At 46.9% G+C, this 21,089-nt stretch carries 18 protein-coding genes and 1 pseudogene; 1 reads left to right on the top strand and 18 read right to left on the bottom strand.

The features are described from left to right. Positions 1 to 39 precede the first annotated feature (39 nt). From FYJ34_RS12860 to FYJ34_RS14200, 3 genes are all read right to left on the bottom strand, one after another. A complete protein-coding gene (locus FYJ34_RS12860; RefSeq protein ID WP_206671425.1) occupies positions 40 to 1,461 on the bottom strand; it encodes an AHH domain-containing protein in 1,422 nt (473 codons plus the stop codon). Between the two features lie 293 nt (positions 1,462 to 1,754). Beyond that, a complete protein-coding gene (locus tag FYJ34_RS07730; RefSeq protein ID WP_154477580.1) occupies positions 1,755 to 2,465 on the bottom strand; it encodes a hypothetical protein in 711 nt (236 codons plus the stop codon). 17 nt (positions 2,466 to 2,482) lie between these two features. Then, the gene (locus FYJ34_RS14200; RefSeq protein ID WP_330582554.1) at positions 2,483 to 3,949 is read right to left on the bottom strand and encodes an RHS repeat-associated core domain-containing protein; all 1,467 of its coding nucleotides are present in this window, start codon (positions 3,947 to 3,949) and stop codon (positions 2,483 to 2,485) included. Positions 3,950 to 4,295: 346 nt separating this feature from the next. Here FYJ34_RS14200 and FYJ34_RS15155 point away from each other — a divergent pair. Beyond that, a pseudogene (locus tag FYJ34_RS15155) lies at positions 4,296 to 4,412 on the top strand (4Fe-4S dicluster domain-containing protein); the annotation flags it as partial. 127 nt (positions 4,413 to 4,539) lie between these two features. Here the strand turns inward: FYJ34_RS15155 and FYJ34_RS07715 are convergent. The 15 genes from FYJ34_RS07715 to FYJ34_RS07645 all read right to left on the bottom strand — a co-directional run bounded on the left by FYJ34_RS07715 (position 4,540) and on the right by FYJ34_RS07645 (position 21,078). Continuing rightward, the gene (locus tag FYJ34_RS07715) at positions 4,540 to 6,627 is read right to left on the bottom strand and encodes a heavy metal translocating P-type ATPase (RefSeq protein WP_154477576.1); all 2,088 of its coding nucleotides are present in this window, start codon (positions 6,625 to 6,627) and stop codon (positions 4,540 to 4,542) included. Continuing rightward, complete coding sequence (locus FYJ34_RS07710) at positions 6,628 to 6,921, bottom strand: DUF6110 family protein (protein WP_154477574.1); 294 nt, start codon at positions 6,919 to 6,921, stop codon at positions 6,628 to 6,630. Positions 6,922 to 7,397: 476 nt separating this feature from the next. Beyond that, on the bottom strand, positions 7,398 to 8,402 hold the full coding sequence (locus FYJ34_RS07705) for a carbohydrate kinase family protein (RefSeq protein WP_154477572.1): 1,005 nt from the start codon (positions 8,400 to 8,402) through the stop codon (positions 7,398 to 7,400). 117 nt (positions 8,403 to 8,519) lie between these two features. Then, the gene (locus FYJ34_RS07700) at positions 8,520 to 9,206 is read right to left on the bottom strand and encodes a D-lyxose/D-mannose family sugar isomerase (protein WP_154477570.1); all 687 of its coding nucleotides are present in this window, start codon (positions 9,204 to 9,206) and stop codon (positions 8,520 to 8,522) included. Positions 9,207 to 9,322: 116 nt separating this feature from the next. Next, positions 9,323 to 10,201: a class II fructose-bisphosphate aldolase gene (locus FYJ34_RS07695; protein ID WP_154477568.1), complete on the bottom strand. Its 879-nt coding sequence runs from the start codon at positions 10,199 to 10,201 to the stop codon at positions 9,323 to 9,325. A 10-nt stretch (positions 10,202 to 10,211) separates the two neighbouring features. Next, entirely contained in the window at positions 10,212 to 11,207 is a 996-nt protein-coding gene (locus FYJ34_RS07690) for an ABC transporter permease (protein ID WP_154477566.1), read from the bottom strand. Between the two features lie 25 nt (positions 11,208 to 11,232). Further along, complete coding sequence (locus FYJ34_RS07685; protein ID WP_154478853.1) at positions 11,233 to 12,717, bottom strand: sugar ABC transporter ATP-binding protein; 1,485 nt, start codon at positions 12,715 to 12,717, stop codon at positions 11,233 to 11,235. Between the two features lie 203 nt (positions 12,718 to 12,920). Beyond that, the gene (locus tag FYJ34_RS07680) at positions 12,921 to 13,889 is read right to left on the bottom strand and encodes a sugar ABC transporter substrate-binding protein (protein ID WP_154477564.1); all 969 of its coding nucleotides are present in this window, start codon (positions 13,887 to 13,889) and stop codon (positions 12,921 to 12,923) included. A 140-nt stretch (positions 13,890 to 14,029) separates the two neighbouring features. Next, complete coding sequence (locus FYJ34_RS07675) at positions 14,030 to 15,337, bottom strand: ABC transporter substrate-binding protein (RefSeq protein WP_154477562.1); 1,308 nt, start codon at positions 15,335 to 15,337, stop codon at positions 14,030 to 14,032. A gap of 13 nt (positions 15,338 to 15,350) precedes the next feature. Beyond that, entirely contained in the window at positions 15,351 to 16,037 is a 687-nt protein-coding gene (locus FYJ34_RS07670) for a response regulator transcription factor (protein WP_154477560.1), read from the bottom strand. Continuing rightward, positions 16,030 to 17,352 (bottom strand): sensor histidine kinase, encoded by a 1,323-nt coding sequence (locus FYJ34_RS07665; protein WP_235899356.1) that lies wholly within the window; start codon positions 17,350 to 17,352, stop codon positions 16,030 to 16,032. The genes FYJ34_RS07670 and FYJ34_RS07665 overlap by 8 nt, the downstream gene beginning before the upstream one ends. 8 nt (positions 17,353 to 17,360) lie before the next feature. Then, positions 17,361 to 18,335 (bottom strand): sugar ABC transporter substrate-binding protein, encoded by a 975-nt coding sequence (locus tag FYJ34_RS07660; protein WP_235899354.1) that lies wholly within the window; start codon positions 18,333 to 18,335, stop codon positions 17,361 to 17,363. 231 nt (positions 18,336 to 18,566) lie between these two features. Further along, positions 18,567 to 19,373 carry an acyltransferase domain-containing protein gene (locus tag FYJ34_RS07655; protein WP_154477556.1) on the bottom strand — a complete coding sequence of 269 codons (807 nt, stop codon included), beginning with the start codon at positions 19,371 to 19,373 and terminating at the stop codon, positions 18,567 to 18,569. A gap of 2 nt (positions 19,374 to 19,375) precedes the next feature. Then, the gene (locus FYJ34_RS07650) at positions 19,376 to 20,212 is read right to left on the bottom strand and encodes a carbohydrate ABC transporter permease (RefSeq protein WP_154477554.1); all 837 of its coding nucleotides are present in this window, start codon (positions 20,210 to 20,212) and stop codon (positions 19,376 to 19,378) included. Beyond that, positions 20,209 to 21,078, bottom strand: a complete 870-nt coding sequence (locus FYJ34_RS07645) for a carbohydrate ABC transporter permease (protein ID WP_154477552.1) — start codon at positions 21,076 to 21,078, stop codon at positions 20,209 to 20,211. The genes FYJ34_RS07650 and FYJ34_RS07645 overlap by 4 nt, the downstream gene beginning before the upstream one ends. Positions 21,079 to 21,089: the final 11 nt, after the last annotated feature.

Here is a 21,089-nt window from a genome sequence, read left to right as displayed (position 1 = left end):
ATAATCCTTATATAGTATATCTGGATTATTGATAATTTTCTATTTCATTTGGTCAAGTAACTTCAAAAGCTTAGTTTTGTCACCTTTTGCTATTTTATCAAATTTCTGCATATTATCAAGAACATACTCGTGATATGCATATGGATGACGACCTTGATGAGGCATTAATTCTTTATTCCAATCCCCATCTAAGCCCAATCCGTACTTTTGAGTTATATTTTCAAACTGACTTGTATATTTCTTACTCTTATTTGTTGCAAAATGATGTATCTGATTAGGTTTACTACCACTCCTACTCACACTATTGCCTAGGGAATCCTTTGCTTTCCTCCGCACACTATCTTCTGTGCTGTCAGCAATAGAGTTAGTAACAGATTTCGTACTTCCATTGGCATTCCCGGCAGTAACTATATTAAACGCCAGACTTCCTGCTGCAGATGCCAGTGTGATCTTCTTTCCCTGGCTGATATTCTGTGCTATATCCACAACAGTATCACTCGCTATATCCAGACCTTTCTGCACCGCGACACTTGCCGCCGCTTTACTTCCAGACTTGACTGCACTTGATAATACGGCTGTCATACCGCCACTAAAGGAACCACCTATAGCTCCCCACATGAATCCGTCACTGGCCGCCCTCGCCACCTCAGCTATACTTCCGCCGCGGATTGCTGCGATTCCTCCACTAATGACTGCTCCGCTTCCGGCTCCGATGGTTGCTCCAATCAACACCGGCGCTGCCGATCCACCCGATAAAACAACGAGTCCTGCTACTGCAACTGTTACTCCTACTCCAATGGCTACTTTCTTCCAATCTACGTTCTTGAGAAATTTAACCGTACTCTTCTTAATCCGGTTGGCTGTCGTACAGAAACGCTTCACGGTCTTTTCCATGGATGCCGTCCAGGATTTCCAGATGTTTTTTGCTTCTTTTAGTTTTGAACGCCCCCAGCTATATGTGGATTTCCCGGCACTTTTTGCACGTTCATATGCGGTTTTGGCATAGTTGGAACCTCCACCGCTTCCCGATCCGCCACTATAGTGTCCTGCCGATCTCCCTCCGCCGGACCGATTGTAACTGCCGCCAGACACCTGCGTGTTCGTCCGGTTCACATCATTGATATAGTTACGGACTTCATAGTAGTTGTAAATATCCGATACTACCTTGTATGGGATCAGTGCCTCACTCATCTCACTTGGATAGGTGACCGCGCCGTCCCCCGGCATATTGATGATGCCGGGCGGGTTCACTACCAGTCCTTCCTCATTCGCCCGATCTTTCGCAATCTTTCTGTGGTAAGTTGATACTAAATCTTCCCAGATATCTTTCCAAACCTGTCCCAGAGACTCCTTCGATACGTTGGATGCCTGCAGGAAGTTCTGTCCAAACCCATACCAAAACAGCGACTCCTCCTTACCCTGTGTAGATGTCTTCGGAGAGCTTTTCTTCTGCCTAAACAACTGATGCTCCTTCGTATCCTCCGTCCTACTAGCGGTAAACATCCAGTTGTAAACGGGCTTAAAATTAAAATAGCTTTTTAAATTATGGTTTCTGAATCCCTACATATAATCATCATTTACATTTTCAGACATCATAGCGTTTCTTCCGCACGAACAAAATAGCACACATAATATTAACATTCCCAAAAAAAATTACTTTTTCTCAAATTCCTTTTTCATCATATGTTGTCCCAATCCTTTTTCACTTTTTATCTTTATGATTTTTCTTTTCGCACGCTTGTTCTGTTCACTAGTCATTTTTCTTCTAAATATGTTGACCTATTTATGTATGCTTGTTTCTTACTCTGTTCTATTTCTTTTACCAACGATTGGTTATCATTCTCTGTCTCAAAAATAGATACAGACCCTGTATTTAAAGTATAACTTATCTGCTCATCATAAAAAGAATAAAGCAAGTTATACATTTTAGGTTCAGAGTAATAGTTCACCTCTCCTGTAGTAAATCCTGTATTGGGATAGATTGTTTTGGGAAGGTCCTTGACACCATGAATAATTTCATATATTTCATCTGCGACCTCTTCGGATGTACTTTCCTTATTAATATCTATCATCAATGTCAGGTTACGATTAGCAGCGTCATACTCAACAGAATACCCTTGGGATTCCGCGGATTTTTTTGCTTTTTCAACATATTCTTTTTGTTGTAAACATTGAAAAAGATATTCATCCTTACATCCAAAGTGGTATGTATTATCGTAAACAATTGTATCAACTCTAAATTCCAATCCATTCTCATCCGAACACACAGCATAATACTGTCCATCATATTCATCATAGGCCTTAATTACTGTAAATTTATTCTCAGGATATGTTTTTTCTAATGACATAATAATTCTTTCATTTGTATCTTTTGAATAAATTGGGTTTTTTTGCTTATCTTTTCCACATGCTGCCATCAACAAAAAACAACAGAGTATAATACATAAAAGCATTATTTTTCTCATACTTCTCCTTTCTAGCTTTAGTAAACAACTTTTATTCCTTTTTCACCCATATTTGTTATTTCTAATCCTTGAGTATTTTGTAATGCGTCCAATGCCGCCTTTCGTTTCGCTGGATCATTATATATCAGATAGCTCTCCTGTATAATTGTATTCTTATTTTTTCCCGCATCTGTCTTAATTGCTAGATTCCAATAGTGGTCCCCCTTGTCCGCGTATTCTCTGGTGTCATTATGTATTAATTCAGCTCCGGTGTTCCGATCTTTTACATACTGCTCTGTCACAATTTCATCATCACCACTAACGGTCTGATACCAATCACTTCCGTCAGTATTAAAATACAAACCGATCTCACCACCATATGCGCTACCAAAGCCATAGCTTCCCTTCCAAAACTGCAAACGATAATTTGTACCATTCACACTATAATTTACAACCTTTGTAGCCAAATCCATTCCCAGTAATCCTCCAGCTTCATCATACAAATCCATAAATCCACCATGCCGCTGTATTCCATAGGATTCATTTGTCTTGTAATAATCCTTTTCCCGGTCATATTCAAATGCCAAAAATTTTCCAACTGGATCTTTTACAATATTGAACAAATTGTTTTCAAGCTGGTTATCATCAATTACTTTATTAATTAATTTACCCCATGTATTGGTGCTGATTTTATTATAAATTTCTGCTAGTCCACCAAAAACTTTTTGTGTATTAGGATCTAACCCATTGTAAATCTTAGCTATCTTCTTTAACCCGACTGGGATTTTATCTTGTATTAAATTATCTATCTTATTTTTTACAATTCTACTTGCTGTCGTACAGAAACGCTTCACGGTCTTTTCCATGGATGCCGTCCAGGATTTCCAGATATTTTTTGCTTCTTTTAGTTTTGAACGCCCCCAGCTATATGTGGATTTCCCGGTACTTTTTGCACGTTCATATGCGGTTTTGGCATAGTATGAACCCCCACCGCTTCCCGCTCCGCCACTATCATATCCACCGGAATTACCGCCGTAGTATCCACCTGTGCCGCCGCTTCCGCCGCCACTATAGTGTCTTGCCGATCTCCCTCCGCCGGACCGATTGTAACTGCCGCCAGACACCTGCTTTGAAACTGTATTTACCACACGGCTTGCTGTACTGCCGACCCATGAAGTGACCTTGTTCCAAGTGTGAACCACTGCTTTCTTTGCTGTATGAAACGCATTCTTTGTAACCTTTACAACCTTACCTACACCTTTTCTTATGGCGCTAAAAATGCCATGTCCGCTTGGATCATCGAAGTTTACAGGATTATTCTCCGTGTAGGTATATAAGTTCCGGCTCAGCGGTTCCATCAGATCGCCCAGATAGCTGTCCTCGGTTAAGAAACTTCCGGTCTGCGGATTGTAATACATCGCCCGCAAGTACTGATTTCCGGTGACGATATCTGTATACTCTGCATTGTACATATACGGATTCGCAGTGTCGGAAACTCCTTTCACAGCTGCGTTGACAAATCACTCAAATTTGCGGTGAAGCCGATTGAATATCATTCATTTTCTTAAATATAAATCTTCTCTAAGTTCTCATTTTTGATATTATATCATATTTTCATTTTGGAATTTCATACATACTCGTCAAAGGCAGGATATATTTCATTTACATTATTTGTCAATTTTTATTAGTCACTTCAATGCGATAATGATGTATATTATCGTTCAATTTCAACTTCCACCTTCGCCTTGAAACAAACCACAAGCTTATCCTCGTACGTATCCGCGAAGCTGCAAGAAAATCAGTAGGAGTAGCCTTGCCCGCAAAATCACTGGAACTGCACCACGCAATCGCAAGTACGTTTGTCCTATGGATGTGGATGTTACAGACAATTCCCGCAACAGGGAAAACGGAACAGAATGCATCCTTTGCATGGAGTGCGTGAAAGCATGCCCGAAGAGGGCATTATAGCATCGCCACAGATACGGATTTTCCATGAACTGTATGCAAAAGACAAAGGACGACAGCTTTCGTTGTCGTCCTTTGTCCTTTCGGCTTCCTTCCTACTAATGGGAGGATGCCGTTTTTGCTTTTTCTTCTAAACTTTCTTCTCTTTCAGAAGATTTTTCATACTGTTCAGGCTGATGGCCAGAGTGGAGAGGTTGTGGAACATAGCCGAAGTGGTGGGCTGTATCCGTCCTCCTACCCCCAAAAGGATCAACGCCGTGTTGATGGCCACAATATCCCGGTAATTCCGGTTGATTCGTTTCATCAGCGCGTTGCTCAGACATTTCAGCCGCACGATCTCGTACAGATCGTCTGCCGCTATGGTAATATCTGCGATCTCTCTTGCCAGCTCTGCCCCGTCGCTGATGGCGATCCCTGCATCCGCCGCAGAAAGTGCAGGAGAATCATTCACTCCGTCTCCCACCATCACCACTTTTCTGCCTGCCTTCTTTTCTTTTTCAATAAAGTTGGCCTTATCCTCCGGCAGCACTTCTGAAAAATACTCATCGACTCCTACTCTGGACGCAACTGCCGCCGCTGTCCGTTCGCTGTCACCTGTCATCATTACAATCCGTTCAAATCCCTCCTGCTTCAGCGCCTTTACTACGGCTGCTCCTTCCGGCCGGAGAGGATCCTCAATGCACAGCACTGCCGCCAGCTTTCCATCCACCGCCAGATACAGATGGGAATACTCCGGCGGGAGCATATCGAATGCCTCCTGATATTCTTCCCGGATCACGCACTTTTCATCTTCAAACACAAAGTGGGCGCTTCCGATGATAACCCGCTTGTCTTCTACATAAGAAGAGATTCCATGTGCCACTATATACTCCACGCTGGAGTGCATCTCTTCATGATCCAGTCCCTTCTTCTTTGCCGCATGAACCACTGCCTTTGCCATAGAATGAGGAAAATGCTCCTCTAGGCACGCCGCCAGCCGCAGCAGCTCCTCTTCGCTCCTCTGACAGAAGGGAATGATCTTTCTCATGGAAGGTCTCGCCTTGGTAAGCGTTCCCGTCTTGTCAAACACGATGGTCTTTGCCTCCGCAACAGCTTCCAGGAATTTTCCGCCCTTCACCGTGATGTCATAGGTCCCGGCCTCCCGGATGGCTGACAATACCGTAAGCGGCATGGCAAGCTTCAATGCACAGGAAAAATCTACCATCAGAACAGACAGCGCTTTGGACACGTTCCTAGTCAACGCCCAGGTCACCACTGTCCCTGCCAAAGTCAGGGGCACCAGCCTGTCCGCCAGCCTCTCGGCTTTTCCTTCCACAGAGGATTTTAATTTTTCTGATTCCTCGATCATGGTCACGATCTTTTCATATTTGGAAGCACCAGAGATCTTCTTTACCGCAAAAACGACTTCGCCCTCCTCCAGGACACTGCCTGCATAGACGTAAGCTCCGGCTTCTTTGTGTACCGGCAGCGGTTCTCCTGTCAAGGAAGCCTGATTGACCATACCGTCCCCTTCTGTAACAATTCCGTCAAAGGGAATCACACTTCCCATATGTACCACGATCCGGTCCTCTTCCCGGACAGTTCTGGCATCCACCAAAACCTCCTGGTCTTCTGTTTTCAGCCATACCTTGGATACATTCAAAGACATGCTGCGCGCCAGATCCCCCACCGATTTCTTGTGGGTCCACTCTTCCAGGATCTCTCCGATCCGAAGAAGAAACATGACGGACGCTGCCGTGCCGATCTGTCCCCTTGCTAGGGAAACACCAATGGCCGTCGCATCCAACACCGCCACCTCCAGCTTTCCCTTCAGCAGGCTTCGCAGCCCGGCCCTCAGGTATTTGACAGCCTTCAGTACCGTTATGGCTACGCCTAGCGGATAAGGCAAAAACGTCTTGGTAAAGTACCGGATGGCCGTTTCTGTGATCAGTTTTTCTTTGTACAGCTTGTTGAGTCTTCTCCCGGAATTGGCGGTGGCCAGCTCCGGAAGCTCTACGGACGCATATCGGAATTCCTGCAGCGCCCGGATCAGGGCTCTTCTGTCTCCGATAAAGCAAACGCAGGCATCGGCCGCCCGTTCATACACCTTTGCCTGCGTGACATATTCCAGCGTGTTCAAATAGTACAGCAGCCTCTCCGCTTCTTCTGTCGTCATCTGTCCCTGTACCAGATGGATACGGATCCTTCCCGGAATTTCATGCTTGATTACAAATTTCAATTACACTTCTCCTGCCTTATCTTCTGCCGCTTCGCACACTGCATCTTCTACCACTTCGCCCTCTTTTACACGGCGCACCTCGTTGATATGCTTTGCTTCCGCCAGCACGTCCTCTGCATTTGCCTGCACCGTCTCTGCCGTCTTTAACACACAGTCCTTGACACGGAGAGCTGCTGCGGTACAGTTTGTATACACTTTTTTTGCATCCTTGCTGGAAAGCAGCTTCACTCCGGCTGTTCCAAACAAAACGCCTCCTGCAAACAATCCGATCCTCTTCCATTTAAAAATATCCATGTTCTTGTCCTCCTTTTTCCATACCGTTTCCTGCCCTTCTTCCGAAAGGCCTACGGCAGCTTTACTTGTGTTTCATGCCGGTGTAAAATACCATCCCCAGGCAAAATACCATGAGCCACGCCCAAAAACGATGTTGTTTCAAGATGCCACCTCCTGTGCTCCTGCGCCGTCGTTCCGACGTCCTTCCCTCTTCTGGGAGGACTCTCAATGCGTTCCGGCCGCCACTTCCTTGTAAATGCATTCTTAAACGTATTTTATTATACAAAAAAAAATCAGCCTTCGTCAAACTTTTTTCTCTCGTCATTTCTTATGTTTTTCTTAGTTTCCCCGGAAAGCTTTTCTTACACCTGCAAAAACAGCCCTGCCTCCTTCTTTGGCAGAGCTGTCGTCCTGTTTCTTTTTTACGTCTTACAAAAGCGTGTGTCCACCGTGATCCGGCTTCTCCTTTTAGCAGCATCCACAGCAGTTATGGGGCTTTATGCCTCCCATTCCTTCCTGGCTCGCTCCCGCATCTGCGGAAGCGGCTCTACTCCCGAGTTGCTGTCCGGTCGGGACAGGGAATGCGCGGCACAAAGCGCTCCCGTATACAGGGCTTCTGCCAGGCTGCCGTCTTTGTAAGCCGTATACAACACCCCGGCACAAAACGCATCTCCGGCTCCTGTCGTTCCCTGTATATACCCTTTTGGAAGGGAAAAGCTGGGCACCTTCACTCTTTCCCCTGTCCGGCAATCCAGGCCGTACCCGCAGGCAGGAGAATGTACCACCGCCCACTTCCCCACGCCCAGAGAAGCCAGCTTCTCCAAACCTTCCCAGACCTTTTCTTCCAGGATCCCCTCCTCGTCATACATCTGTATCCCGGAGGTTCCGCTGCCTTCCACTTCATTGACCACCAGATAGTCGGTGTACTGCAGGGCAGGCCACACCACTTCCCGGTACCTGTCGCCTTCTTCCGATACCATGTCCACAGAGGTCTCCATCCCTCTTCTTTTGGCCTCCGCCAGCACCCTGGCTCCTCTGGTCCCATAGCTTTCATCCGGCTCATCCAGCCTTCCCAGCAGCAAAAGATATTCCAGATGAAACAGCCTGGCATCCAGCCTGTCAAAGTCAATATGCTCTTCCCCGTAACTTAAGGTTGTTCCCGGATCATAGAAAAAAGTCCTCTGTTTGCTGATCTCTTCCGTCATGGCAAAGGTCACTGCCGTCCTTCCCCCTCTTGTTATATTGTCTGTCTGAATGTTGGGATACTGCTTCAGCGTATCCCGGATCAGATTCCCATAGTCGTCTTCCCCGATCATCCCGCTGACTTTCAGGGGCAGTGTCTCATCCATTCTGGCCAGATCAATGACCAGGTTGTTCAATCCGCCTGTGTGGGGAACCGCATCCTTCAGCCATGCCAAATTTCCCTTTTTGGGATATACGTCGATGGTATAGCCGATATCTGCGATCAGCGTTCCTGCCAGCGCGATTCCTTCCCGTCCCATACGCTCCTCCTTGTTCCTTCTGTATGATCTGCTTTTTCTTCTGTCTTTCCGGCTTCTTAAGCGCACCCTTTTTGGGAATATCCGCGGCAGACGCGGGCCTTCCCGGTACTGTATCCGTTATTTCCCCGCTCTGGGATATTCGTTGCATAGAAGGCGATAGGGAGCCTCATCCTCCTCGATCTCCGGGAATCTTCCCACCTTCTTATTGGAAAAATAGTTGTCGGTGCAATCATCGTTGCACATGGATACTTCCCCCAAAAGCACGGTTCCCGTTCCTTCCTCTACAGAAAAATCGTGATACAGGCCTCTGGTAATGGTAATACTTTCTCCCGGCGTCAGTCTGACCTGCGTTCCTGCCGGAACCGTATAGACTCTCCCATCACTGTAGACTGTCACATCGGTATCCGCAAAGCTTCCGTCCTCGTTGGAATTAAACACCCGGATCAGAATATTTCCTCCGCCCCGGTTGATGATATCTTCCATCTTGTATGCATGGTAGTGCATCTGTGCATACTGCCCTTCCTTCAACATCAACAGTTTTTCTGCATAAGGTTTTTCATAGACCTCTTTCTGCAGATTCCCGTTTCTCAGCGTGATCAGGGAGAACCCTGTCGTTTCAAAATCTCCCAGTCCAAAATCTGTAATATCCCAGCCCAGCATCGTGTCCCGAATCTCATCGTACTCCTCGCCCTTTTCCTCCCATTCCTCGGGAAGCCAGTCACAAAATGGCGGCAGGGAGATCCGGTACTCCCGAATCATCTGGTGCATGTCCTTTAATGCCTTGTTGATTTCCGAACGCTTCATCTATCCTTTCTGCAGCATCTTTCGGACGCTGCTTTCCCCTTTCTTTCGCTTATGAGAAAGAGCCCCGTGACAGATCCTGTGATCCCCACAACAGCCCTTTTTCTTTCCCGGACCTTCTACCGGTCTTTCCGGGCAAATATTTCTATCGCTTCTTTTACGTTTTCCTGCATGGCTTTTCCTGCGATCACCGGAATGTCATGATAAAACACCGCTCCCGTCTGCTTGTCCAACGCCTCTTTTACCGCCTGTCCGCCTGCCAGTGTCATATAGGTGTAATAATTGATCTTCCGAATCCCGTTTTTGACAGCCGTCTGAAATTCTTCCTTGCTCAGACCGGATCCCCCGTGCATTACGAAGGGAATGTCGATCTCCCTTTTGATAGCGCTGATCCGATCCAGGTCCAGCACCGGCTTCTGGGTATAGATCCCATGGCTGGTGCCAAAGGCAATGGCCAATACGTCCACCCCCGTCCTTGTTACAAAATCTTTTGCCAGGCCGGGACTGGTATATACATCCTCCAGATCTGCAAAGCTGTCTGCCGTTTCTTTTGTTGCCGTTTCTCCCACGCCGATCTCCGAAGAAAAAATATGTCCCAGTTCCGCTTCTACTGTTACGTCCACTGCGTGCGCCAACCGTACCACCTCCTTGGTGATGCGTACATTTTCCTCATAATCCAGTCCGGATGCGTCGATCATCACGGAAGTGAATCCCAGCCGGATAGCCTTCATACAGCTTTCTACCGACGCGCCGTGATCCAGATGCACACAGACCGGCACACTGGCTTCTTTTGCAAACCGGAGCATCACCGGCGCGATCTCCTCCATCCGGATCAGATCTCCATGGACTTCCGCATAGTTCAGGATCACCGGAGATCCGGTTTCTTCTGCCGCCCGGATGATGGCCATGACGGACTCCATATTCGGGCAGTTAAAGGCGCCGATGGCCCGCTCTTCCTTTTCTGCCAGTTCCATTAAAGGTTTCAAAGATACTAACATAGCTCCTCCTCTACTTTTTCCCTTTGTTCCGGAAGTAGTCGATAAACACCGCCAGAAGGATCACCACTCCCTTGACAACATACTGCCAGAAAGAGTTGACGTTCAAAAGATTCAATCCGTTGTTCAGTACTCCGATGATCAGGCCTCCGATGATGGTTCCTCCGATCTTACCGGACCCTCCCGCCATGGAGGTTCCACCTACTACAACCGCCGCGATCGCATCCATTTCCGCTCCGTCTCCTGCCGTCGGCTGTCCGGAATACATTCTGGATGCCAGAACGATCCCGGCAAGACCTGCCATCAGCCCGGAAAAAGCGTGCACGAAAAATTTCACTCTTGCCACTTTGATTCCCGAAAATTCTGCCGCCTGCTGGTTTCCTCCCACCGCATAGATGTGACGTCCCATTTTGGTACGGTTCATGATGATGGCCGTTACGATCAGCACCACCACCAGGATCACCACCGGCGTCGGGAAGATCCCGATATATCCGGCTCCCAGAAATTGCCATTCTTTGGTGACTACCCGCACCGGAGAGCCGCCTGTATAGACATACGCCAATCCTTTTGCCACATTCATGGTAGCCAGCGTTACGATAAACGGTGGGATGGTCGTCCTGCTGATCACCGCTCCGTTAAACAGCCCCACCAAAAGGCCTACCAATACGCCGATCGCCAGCGCAACGCCCAGCGGCAGATGATACCTTGCCACACATCCTGCCGAAACGCAACCGGAAAGGGCAATGATGGATCCCACCGACAGGTCGATCCCTCCCAGGATGATCACCATGGTCATCCCGCATGCCAAAAACAGGTTGGTAGAGATCTGTCTCAGGATGTTGAAGATATTCTGCCGTGTAAAAAAGGTTCCGCTGGTTCTGGGAAATACTGTCAGAAAGATACTCAGCACCAAAAATGCGATGATAATTCCCAGATTTTCTTTAAAATATAATTTGATAGCCGCCCCATATCCGGATGCGCCTGTATGTTTCTTTGCTTTTTCTGCCATGATTCTGCCTCCTAACTCTCATTCCTTATTCTGCCGCAAATTTCATGATGGCTTCTTGTGTCGCCTCTTCGTGCCCGATACAGCCTTTTAGCTTCCCGTGGGCCATCACATAGATCCGATCGCTCATTCCCAGTATTTCCGGCAGCTCTGAGGAGATCATGATGATGGACATCCCCTCTTTTACCAGTTCATTCATAATCGAGTAGATCTCCGATTTTGCCCCCACGTCCACACCTCTGGTGGGTTCATCCAGGATCAGGATCTTGGGGTGCGTTGCCAGCCATCTTCCGATCAGCACCTTTTGCTGGTTCCCGCCGGACAGATTCCCGATCATCTGCTCCTGGGAAGGGGTCTTGGTGGCCATCTTATCGATGTAATTCTGCGTGATCTCTCTTTCCTTTTCTCCGTTTACAAAAATTCCCTTGATGAAATCCTGCAGCACCTCTATGGTGGAATTAAACCGCACACTCTGCACCTTGTAAAGGCCTTCCAGCTTTCTGTCCTCCGGCACCAGGGCGATCCCATGCCGGATGGCATCGATGGGAGATTTGATGGTTACTTTTTTCCCTTCAATGTAAATGGTTCCCTGGCTTTTTGGCATCAGGCCAAAAATGCTTTTCATAACCTCACTGCGGCCGGCTCCCACCAGGCCTGCAAACCCTACGATCTCTCCTTTTCGGAGTTCAAAGTCCACGTCTTTTGCCAGCTTTCCGTCAGAAATCCCTTCGCATTTTAAGACCACTTCTCCCGGCTCCTGGAAATCTCTTACGTAATAGTTGGTCAGCTCCCGGCCTACCATCATGGCGATCAGGGCATCCTTACTGGTTTCCTTCACCACTTTCGTCCCTACATACTCCCCGTCCCGAAGCACTGTTACCCGGTCGCAGATTTCTTCCAGCTCGCTCATTTTATGGGAAATATAGATGATCCCCACGCCTTTTTTCGTCAGGTTCCGCATGGTTTCAAACAGAAAAGCCACTTCCTTGTCTGAAATAGAGGAGGTGGGTTCGTCCATTACCAGAATCTTGGAACGATAAGAGATCGCCTTTACGATCTCCACCATCTGCTGCTGGGCGATGGTCAGATCTTTTACCAGCCTGGTTGCCCGGATCTTCATGTCATAGGCATCCAGCAGAACCTGTGCCTCCTCGTTCATTTTTTTCTTATCTACAAAGCCGGATTTCATCGGTTCTCTCCCCAGAAAGATGTTTTCTGCCACTGTCATATAGGGCACAAGAACCAGTTCCTGATGGATAATCGAAATCCCGTTTTCCTGGGCGTCCTTCACGCCCTGAATGGATACCTTTCTCCCTTCGATGATGATCTCTCCCTCATCTGCCGAATAAATTCCTCCCAGAACCTTGATCAATGTGGATTTCCCTGCTCCGTTCTCTCCCAAAAGAGCATGGACCTCTCCTCTTTGAAGCTCCAGGTTTACGTCTTTCAGTGCATATACGCCCGGAAACCGCTTGTGTATATGCTTCATTTCCAACAATGCCATCTCGCCCAAAATATCACCTGCTTCTCTCTTTTTTGCCATATGTTCCCGTGTTGCAGGAGCGCCGGATCCGTCCCTGTCTTTGGGAAAGATTCTGCGTCCGCCTGCCATCCCGGACCTGTGTCGCCGCCGCTTCCGGCAGCCTGCCTGTCCTATCAACAAAGGTGCTTCATTCCCCTGGAACAAAGCACCCTATTGTTCTTACCTGTCAATGATTACTGCCATCCGTCTGTGCCGAATTCTTTTACGTTGTCTGCTGTGATCAGGAATGTTTCTACCGGATATCTGTCTTCTACTTTCTTCTTATCCAGTACCATGTACATCACTTCTACGGACTTGTCAGCGATATCCACCGGAGACTGTGCTCCTGTTCCTTCGATCAGGGACTTGCCGGAAGCCAGCTCTGCCTTGATGTCCGGAGATCCGTCTACCCCGTAGATCAGGCAGTCCTTCAGTCCTGCCGCATTGGCTGCTGCCAGTGCTCCCAAAGCTGTAGGATCATTTCCTCCGAAGATAGCCACTACGTCCGGGTGTGCCTGCAGAAGATCCTCTGCGATTCCCATTGCCTTCTCCAGATTTCCTCTTGCATCCTGCTGTGCTACCACTTCGAAGCCTTTTCCTTCAATGGCGTCCAGGAAACCGTTGGTTCTGTCTACTACGGAATTCATGGTAGGAGAATCCAATACGATGATCTTTCCTCCGTCCGGAAGCTTCTTCACCAGGTCTTCTCCACAAACTTTTCCTGCGTTGTAGTTGTCGGATCCTACATAGCTGGTCACATAGGACATATCTGCTACTTCTGTGTCAAAGTTTACGATGGGGATGCCTGCCTCTTTCAGTGCATCCAGCGCCGGAAGGATTCCTTCTGCCTCTGCCGGGTTCAGGAACATGGCGTCGATCCCCTGAGAAATCAGGTCTTCCACCTGCTGGATCTGAAGGCTTACGTCATTTGCCGGATCCACAGAGATCAGTTCATCTCCATTTTCCTCCACCTTCTTACGCATCTCGTCTTCGATGGTTACGAAGAAAGGATTGGTTCCGTCCATACAGGTATATCCAAACTTACGTCCTCCTTCTTTCTTTGCCTCCGAAGAGTCACTCTTCTTGGATCCCTGGCTGCACCCTGCCGCCAGAGCCGCCACCATAGAGATGCAAAGCAGCATACTGATCACTTTCTTTTTCATATTACACGTCCTCCTTTTTTTGATACCCTTATCATACTGATTTTCCGTCCTTTTTGCACCTGTATTTTGTAACGGAAAAGGCATGACATTTGCCACGAAAAATATGACAATTGTCATGCCGGATCTTTTTGCAAAAGCCCTCATTCTTTCAGAAACTTGGTAATGTCCCTCTGGAAGATCTTCAGGGCGCTGTCCACATTTTTTTCGTTTTTATAGATTTCCCTGATACGGTTTTCCGCCAGCGCCATAGCCTCTGAATATTTGGGAAACCTTGGCTTGACTTTTCCTGTTTCCAGCACGTCCCGCAGCAGTTCATAATCGATCACCCGCTCATCCACGTCCATTTCCTGGCGAATCACACTGCCTGCGAAGCTGGATCCGGTCACATATTTCAGGACCGAGGCTCCCTGGGACATCCGCATCACCTCTCTTTGGATCTCAGAATCCGCCGTAAGAAGCTTGATAAATTCCCAGGCCAGATCCTGGTGTTTGGAACGTTTGCTCATGGCCATCATCAGAGTGTCCACCTCCGAAGTATTGCCGCCCGTCGGTCCTGCCGGCATCCGGGTACAGTCCCACTGGAAGGAGGTGTATTTTTTTATCTTGTAGGGGTATGTCTTGTATGTCCGGTAGTCGGAAAAGGACAGGGGCATAAAGGCCACTCTGCCTGAGTCAAAATCGTCCTGGGTCACGGTACTGCCTCCGTTTTGTTCTTCCAGACGCTGGACAAATTTCACGGCCTCTCCCACCCGGTCACCGGAAAAATAAGCCTTTTCCCCATCTGCATCAAACAGCTCTGCCCCGTTGGAATAAGCCGCCTCCTTCCAGGTATAATTATAGGTGCCAAACTGGTCGATCACCCCGTCCCCATTGGTATCCTTCGTGACTTTTTCAGAAATCGCCTCCAGGTCTTCCCAGGTCCAGTCCGCACTGGGAACCTGGATCCCTTCCTGCTCCAGAAGCGTCTTGTTGACAAACATCAGCGTAGGAACGGTTTCGTAGGGCAGTGCATACTGTCCCTGTCTGTACTGTCCCATCTGAAGCGCCGTCTTAAAAAAATATTCTTTTTTAAACTTCCCGTCTCCTTCCATCTTCTGGTTCAGATTTTCGATCACATCCAGAGAGGCATAGCGGTACAGATCATCCGGCAGGATCATAAACATATCCGGCGTCTTTCCGGACAGCACCTTTCTGGACAGCCACTCCGAATAATCCGCCTTCCGGATCCCGCTTTCATAATAGATCTTTACCCCCGGGTGAGACTTTTCAAATTTGCGGATGGCCTGATCGATCACCACATAGGCATTGGCATCCTCCACCTCCCAGTTGCTTTGGGCAAACATGCCAAATTCCAGTACGATGGGCTTTTCCTGTCTCTTCCCCAGCCATGCGACCAGTCCCACCGCAGCGCAGATGGCAAGATACTTCAGTATCGTCGTTTTCTTCATGGCCAACATCCTTTCACAGTCGTTCCTCTTCCGGAGCCGTTATCTTTCTGCCTGTTTTTTTCTGCACCGCCCAGATGGCCAGTTGCGTCCGATCCCGAAATTCCAGCTTATTCAGGATGGTGCTCAGATAATTTCTGACCGTTCCTTCCGACAGCAGCAGTCTTTCGGCAATCTCCCGGTTGGATTTGCCTTTTCCCACCTCTCCAATGATCTTCCACTCTGTCTTTGTCAGCTCCCGGCTTCTTTCCTGCTCCACTTCCATCACATAGTCTGCCTGTGCCATCTGGGAAAACAGGCGGACCACCTTTGTGGCAATATCCGGGTTGATCATGGCCTGACCACTGTGTACCGTCCGAATGGCATTTTCCAGCCCATCCATGGAAATCCCCTTCAACAGGTAGCCGCTGGCTCCCCATTTTAATGCGTTGTATACATATTCATCGTCATCGAAGGTGGTAAGTATAATGATCTTGATATCCGGATAGTTTTCCTTGATGATGCGGGTACATTGCACCCCGTCCATCTTGGGCATACGAACATCCATCAGGATCACATCCGGCCTTCTTTTCCGGATGCTGGCAATGGTTTCCTGCCCATTGCTCACCGCATCGATCACCTCCAGTCCTTCTCTTTGGTTCAGTACAATAGACAGACTTTGGCGGATCAGCTCCTGGTCATCTGCAATTACGATCTTAATCATAGTTTTCCCCCCATCTGATCGGAATAATCACTTTTGTAGTAAATCCATTTTCTCCGGAAAACCATACCTCTCCGTTCAGCATCCGGATCCTTTCTACGATATGTCTGGTTCCAAATCCTTTTTTCATATCCTTACAGCCAATCCCATCGTCCCGGATCAGAAGATGGATGTCCGAGTCCTTTTTGGTCAGCTCGATCTGTACGTGCTTGGCATTTCCATGACGGATGGAATTGGTGATACTCTCCTGAATCACCCGGTAGATGGCGTTTTCTTCGTCTTCATCAAATTTCAGAACGTCTACCTCACAGCAAAAGTCGATCCGGGTGCTGGTCATGGAATTGGTTTCCTTTACCATTTTTTTGATAGCATGCTCCAGACTCAACCGGTCCAGTGCGTCCGGTCTCAGCTCACTGACGGAGCGCCTGACCTCCTTGATCCCGTCCCGTGTCACCTGTGCGATCATATCCAGCTGGGTTTTCGTGGCCTCCGGCGAGAGATCGATCATGGCAATGCAGGCGTCTACCCCCGCCGAAATCCCTGTCAGGGTGTGTCCCAGTGTGTCATGGATCTCTCTTGCCAGTCGGTTCCGCTCCTTCGTTTCTCCCATTTTTTCCTTGATCACCGCATACTCCCGCAGCTTCACATTGGCCCCCTGCAGCTCCCGGTTGGTTTCCGAAAGCTGCTGGTACAGCCGCCTGACTTCTGTGATCGTTCCGCTCTGGTCCATAATAATATAGACACAAAACATCAAAAACAGGATCACGTTCAGGGACAGGATCACATTATAGGCCCACAAAAGCACCTTATTCCAGATCCCCTCGTACAGGCCGATGTAATCCTTGATATAGTACAACCGGCTGCTCACTGACACGATCCCGTGATCAGTGCCGATGTAGCTGGCCAGGGATACAACGATCAGGACATATTTCCCCTTCAGCTCCTTGATGTGGGAGATCAGATTGGCAAATACCCACAGCAGGATCCCGTTGTAGTTGAAATCCAGCAGGTAAATGATGATCAGACTGATCAGAAGGTCAAAGGCAATGGAGGAATAGCAGATGATGGGATTGTCCTGAAAAAAGTATTCCCTCCCGATAAAAGAAAGCACCAGAAGAAACAGCAGGATCCCCATCTCTGCCACGATCATCCGGGGATGGCTGGGAATGGCTTCCACCCGTCCCATAAATTCACTTGCCACATAGGTGTCGCAGATCTTTTCCGTAGCTATCCATAAAAATATGGAAATCCCCAATACCGCTATAATATTAAACAAAAATACTGCATATTTCAGCAGCAACGCCCGATTCTTTTCCATACGTCCCTCTACTGCCATCCTGAAATACTGTAATTTTTCATGTTGTCTCTGGTGATCAGTGTCACCGGGATCTTGATCTCTTGTTCCACCGGTTTTCCGTCCAGATATTCATAGGCCGTCTCTGCCGCCTTCATCCCGATCCGCACCGGCGACTGGGCGCTGGTGGCTTCCATATATCCGGCTTTGATCATAGCCTTGGCGTCCGGAGAGCCGTCGATCCCATACACCATAACGCCCTCTTCCTTGTTCATTTTCTGCATGGCGGCAATGCAGCCCAGCGCCGTAGGATCGTTTCCCCCCAGCACCACATCAAAGGTAATCCCCTCATTGATGATCTTTTTCATTTCCCGCATGCCTACTTCCAGCTCTGCCGCTCCATTCTTCTTTGCTACCACCTGATACTCCGGATGCTCCCGGATGGTATCCAGAAACCCTTTGACTCTTTCACTGGTGGAATTGATATTCTGCGAGTATACGATGACGATTTTGGCACTCTGACGTTTTCTCATCATATCCTTTGCACAGGCAGCTCCCGCCTCGTAATTATCCGACAAAATGGTAGAAACCACCAGTTCTTTTTCGTACACAGGCGTATCCATCACAAATACCGGGATCTTTTTCTTTCTGCACAGCTCCAGAGAAGACTGGATCCCTTTCCAGTCTACCGGATTCAAAAACAGCACGTCGATCCCCTCGTCGATCATGTCCCGGATCTGTGCGTTCTGTTTCTCCTGATCCTGAAGAGGATCCCTGGTGATCAAAATGTCCCCGTTCCCTTCCACGATCTCTTTGATATTTTCATCCAATACTTCAAAATACGGATTATTCATCGTCATGTAGGTGGCTCCGAATTTTCTCTGTTTTTTTTCCTCCTTTCCGGCTAATCCCAGGACCACTGCCGTCAGGATCAAAAACAGGATGACGATCGTTCCTGCCATTGCCCCTCTTGTTTTCCACCGGATCCCACCCTTTCTTTGTTCCATCCTCCGCATCTCTCCTTTGGCGTATTTTTTTTATGCCGCTTTTGCTATTTCCTTCAAATTTTTATGCTCCCATGATGTAAGTATATAAAATTTTTCCATCCTTGACTACCTTAACACATAAACCTCTATTATTTTCAACAGGTGTAATCTCTATCAAAAAATGTCAGCTTCCCTCAATGAAACTGACACTTTTTCGCAAAGTCTATCATTTTATCACCCTAAACCGATTTTTCAGGAGGACAACAGGATACCTCTTCCCATTCCAACTTTTTTCCCTGTCAAAAGATACTGTTTCAATGTCAACTGAAGACTGTTTTCTTCAGGATACTCACTCTTATCAGATCGAACCTCTCCAAACACTCTTTCCTCCGCTTGTGAAAAATCATAATGCACCTCTACTATCTGGTACATCTTCTGAAATCGAATAATATTGCTCGTCTTTGGCAATATCTCACACAATTCAGGGCTCAATAGCCACGAATCACAAATAAACGTTGCCTGTTTTTCTCCAAAAAAGCTTTTTGCCGCCTCAAAAGATTCTTTACAGGCTCTATAACCAAGTTTTTCGCCAGCCGGTATGTGTACATTTAACACTGGTTCCCCAACTTGTAAATGATATCTTGTTGCTTCTTCTGGTGTCAACACCATGGGCTCAAACTGCAGTCGGCCAAGTCGAAACAACTCCATGCGAATAGATTTCATAATCCATGGAACTTCTTCCAAGCCGTAGATACCGTGCTTTCTGTAACATTCACCACACCAAATTGTAATATCTGCAAATGTATCCCGAAATATCTGCTCACTAATTGTCTTCTCCTTATACCATTCGTAGGTTTCACATGCTAATTTCAGGCAAAACCATAGTCCCCACTGAAAATGCTCCGCACTTTTTTCCCATTCTGCCAGAAATGTATGAAAATCCCTTTCATACAAGTTTTTCCAGTTTCGAAATTCCTTCTCCGGCATACAATATCTCAGAGCATTTTCTCCCGCTTTTTTTGAAAAATTAATGCTTTTTATGAGTTCCTGTATTGTCATATTTATCCTTTTACCGAGCCTCCTACTATCCCGGAAATCAAATACTTTCTAAAAACAATTGTCGTCATCGCCGGCGGAATCAGCGATACCATACCGGCGGCTGCAATCAACCCGTACTCCACACTGTCTTTTGTTACAAACTCAGATACCACAATCGCCATTGGTTTTGTGTCCACAGATGACGCAAGTATCAGTGGGATTTGAAACTGGCTCCATGTACTTAAAAACATGATCAGCGAAACGGATAAAATAATAGGGTAAGATAATGGCAGTATGATCTTAAAAAATGCTTTTGAGCCACCACAGCCGTCAATTCTGGCTGCCTCTTCCAGTTCTTTTGGAAGTGTTAAAAAATAATTTAGAATCATCCAGGTTGCCATTGGCAAATAAGAACTGACATAGACCATGCTTAGCCAAAATGTACTATCCAGCATATGACCTGACGCAAACATTTTATACAGAGGAATAATCGTTGCCATTACAGGAATCACCATCGTAATCAACAATGCATTTTTTATAAGTCTTCTTCCTGCAAATTCCATTCTGCCCAATGTATATGCGCTTACCAGTGCAACCGGCATTCCAATACAAACAGTCACTACGACCGTGCAAAGCGAATTTTTTAACCCGGCAAGATAAGCTATGCTTCTTCGCCCGCCAGAAAACAGATTCTGAAAATTGCTCCATGTCATATGCTTCGGAATCAAATTAACGGATGCCGAAAACATTTCTGCTTTTGGAGTGATTGCCATAAGAAATGTCCATACAAACGGCCCTAGTGTTACTGCTAAAAATACTATCGTTGCAAAAAAATAGCCTGCTTTTTTCACATATTTCATTCGTAATCCACTTCCTTATTTAGATTTTGGAGATAAAATATGCCTAAAATCATGGCAAAAAACAATACTATATATGTCATCGCACTGCCTTTTCCAAAATTCAAAAATGAAAACGTTGTCAAATAGCTTTCCATTAAAATATTTTTTCCCAGATCTCCATATCCTGAAAGGGCGGCAATTTCATCAAAAACGTTCATTGCTGTAACAGAAGTGGATGTAATCCCTACTGCCAGAAATGGTTTCATAAGTGGTACTGTAATATGCCAGAAAACACCCCTTGGTGTTCCTCCATCCATTTTCGCCGCTTCATAAATGACTTCCGGAATAGACTGACGGCCAGCCAGACACACCAACATCATAAAAGGTACACTTCGCCATACAACTACAATGGAAACGACCAGCAGTAGCAGCCACCGTGATTCCAGGAATTGTACTGGCTTACTTGCCAGTCCCAACCCAATTAACAATTTATTTAAAAATCCATATCCCGAAAAAAATACAAATTTCCATAAAATCCCGTTTACAAAAGGCGGCAGCGCCCACGGCAAAATGGCCAGCGCCAGTAATATTCCTGCCCCCTTGCATTTCCGATTCAAGTACAACGACATCAGATATCCTATCATTGTTGTAAAAATAATTACAAACAGTAGAATAAACACTGTGTTTTGCATACTATACTTGAATGAATCAGACTGTAAAATATCCATATAGTTTTTTAATCCGACATAATGGATGTCTCCCGGCTCTGTGAGTTTCCACTTTTTCAAGCTATAAGCAAATGTCGTAATAATGGGATAGAATACTAATACACCCATGATCAGAATCATGGGTGCAAGTAAAAGATAGGGTAATAGCTTCTTTTTCATATGCATTTTCC

It is taken from the genome of Suipraeoptans intestinalis (genome assembly GCF_009696485.1).
Taxonomy (GTDB): domain Bacteria; phylum Bacillota; class Clostridia; order Lachnospirales; family Lachnospiraceae; genus Suipraeoptans; species Suipraeoptans intestinalis.
The sequence above is the reverse complement of the archived record's forward strand: the minus strand, read 5'-3'. Positions and strand labels throughout refer to the sequence as shown.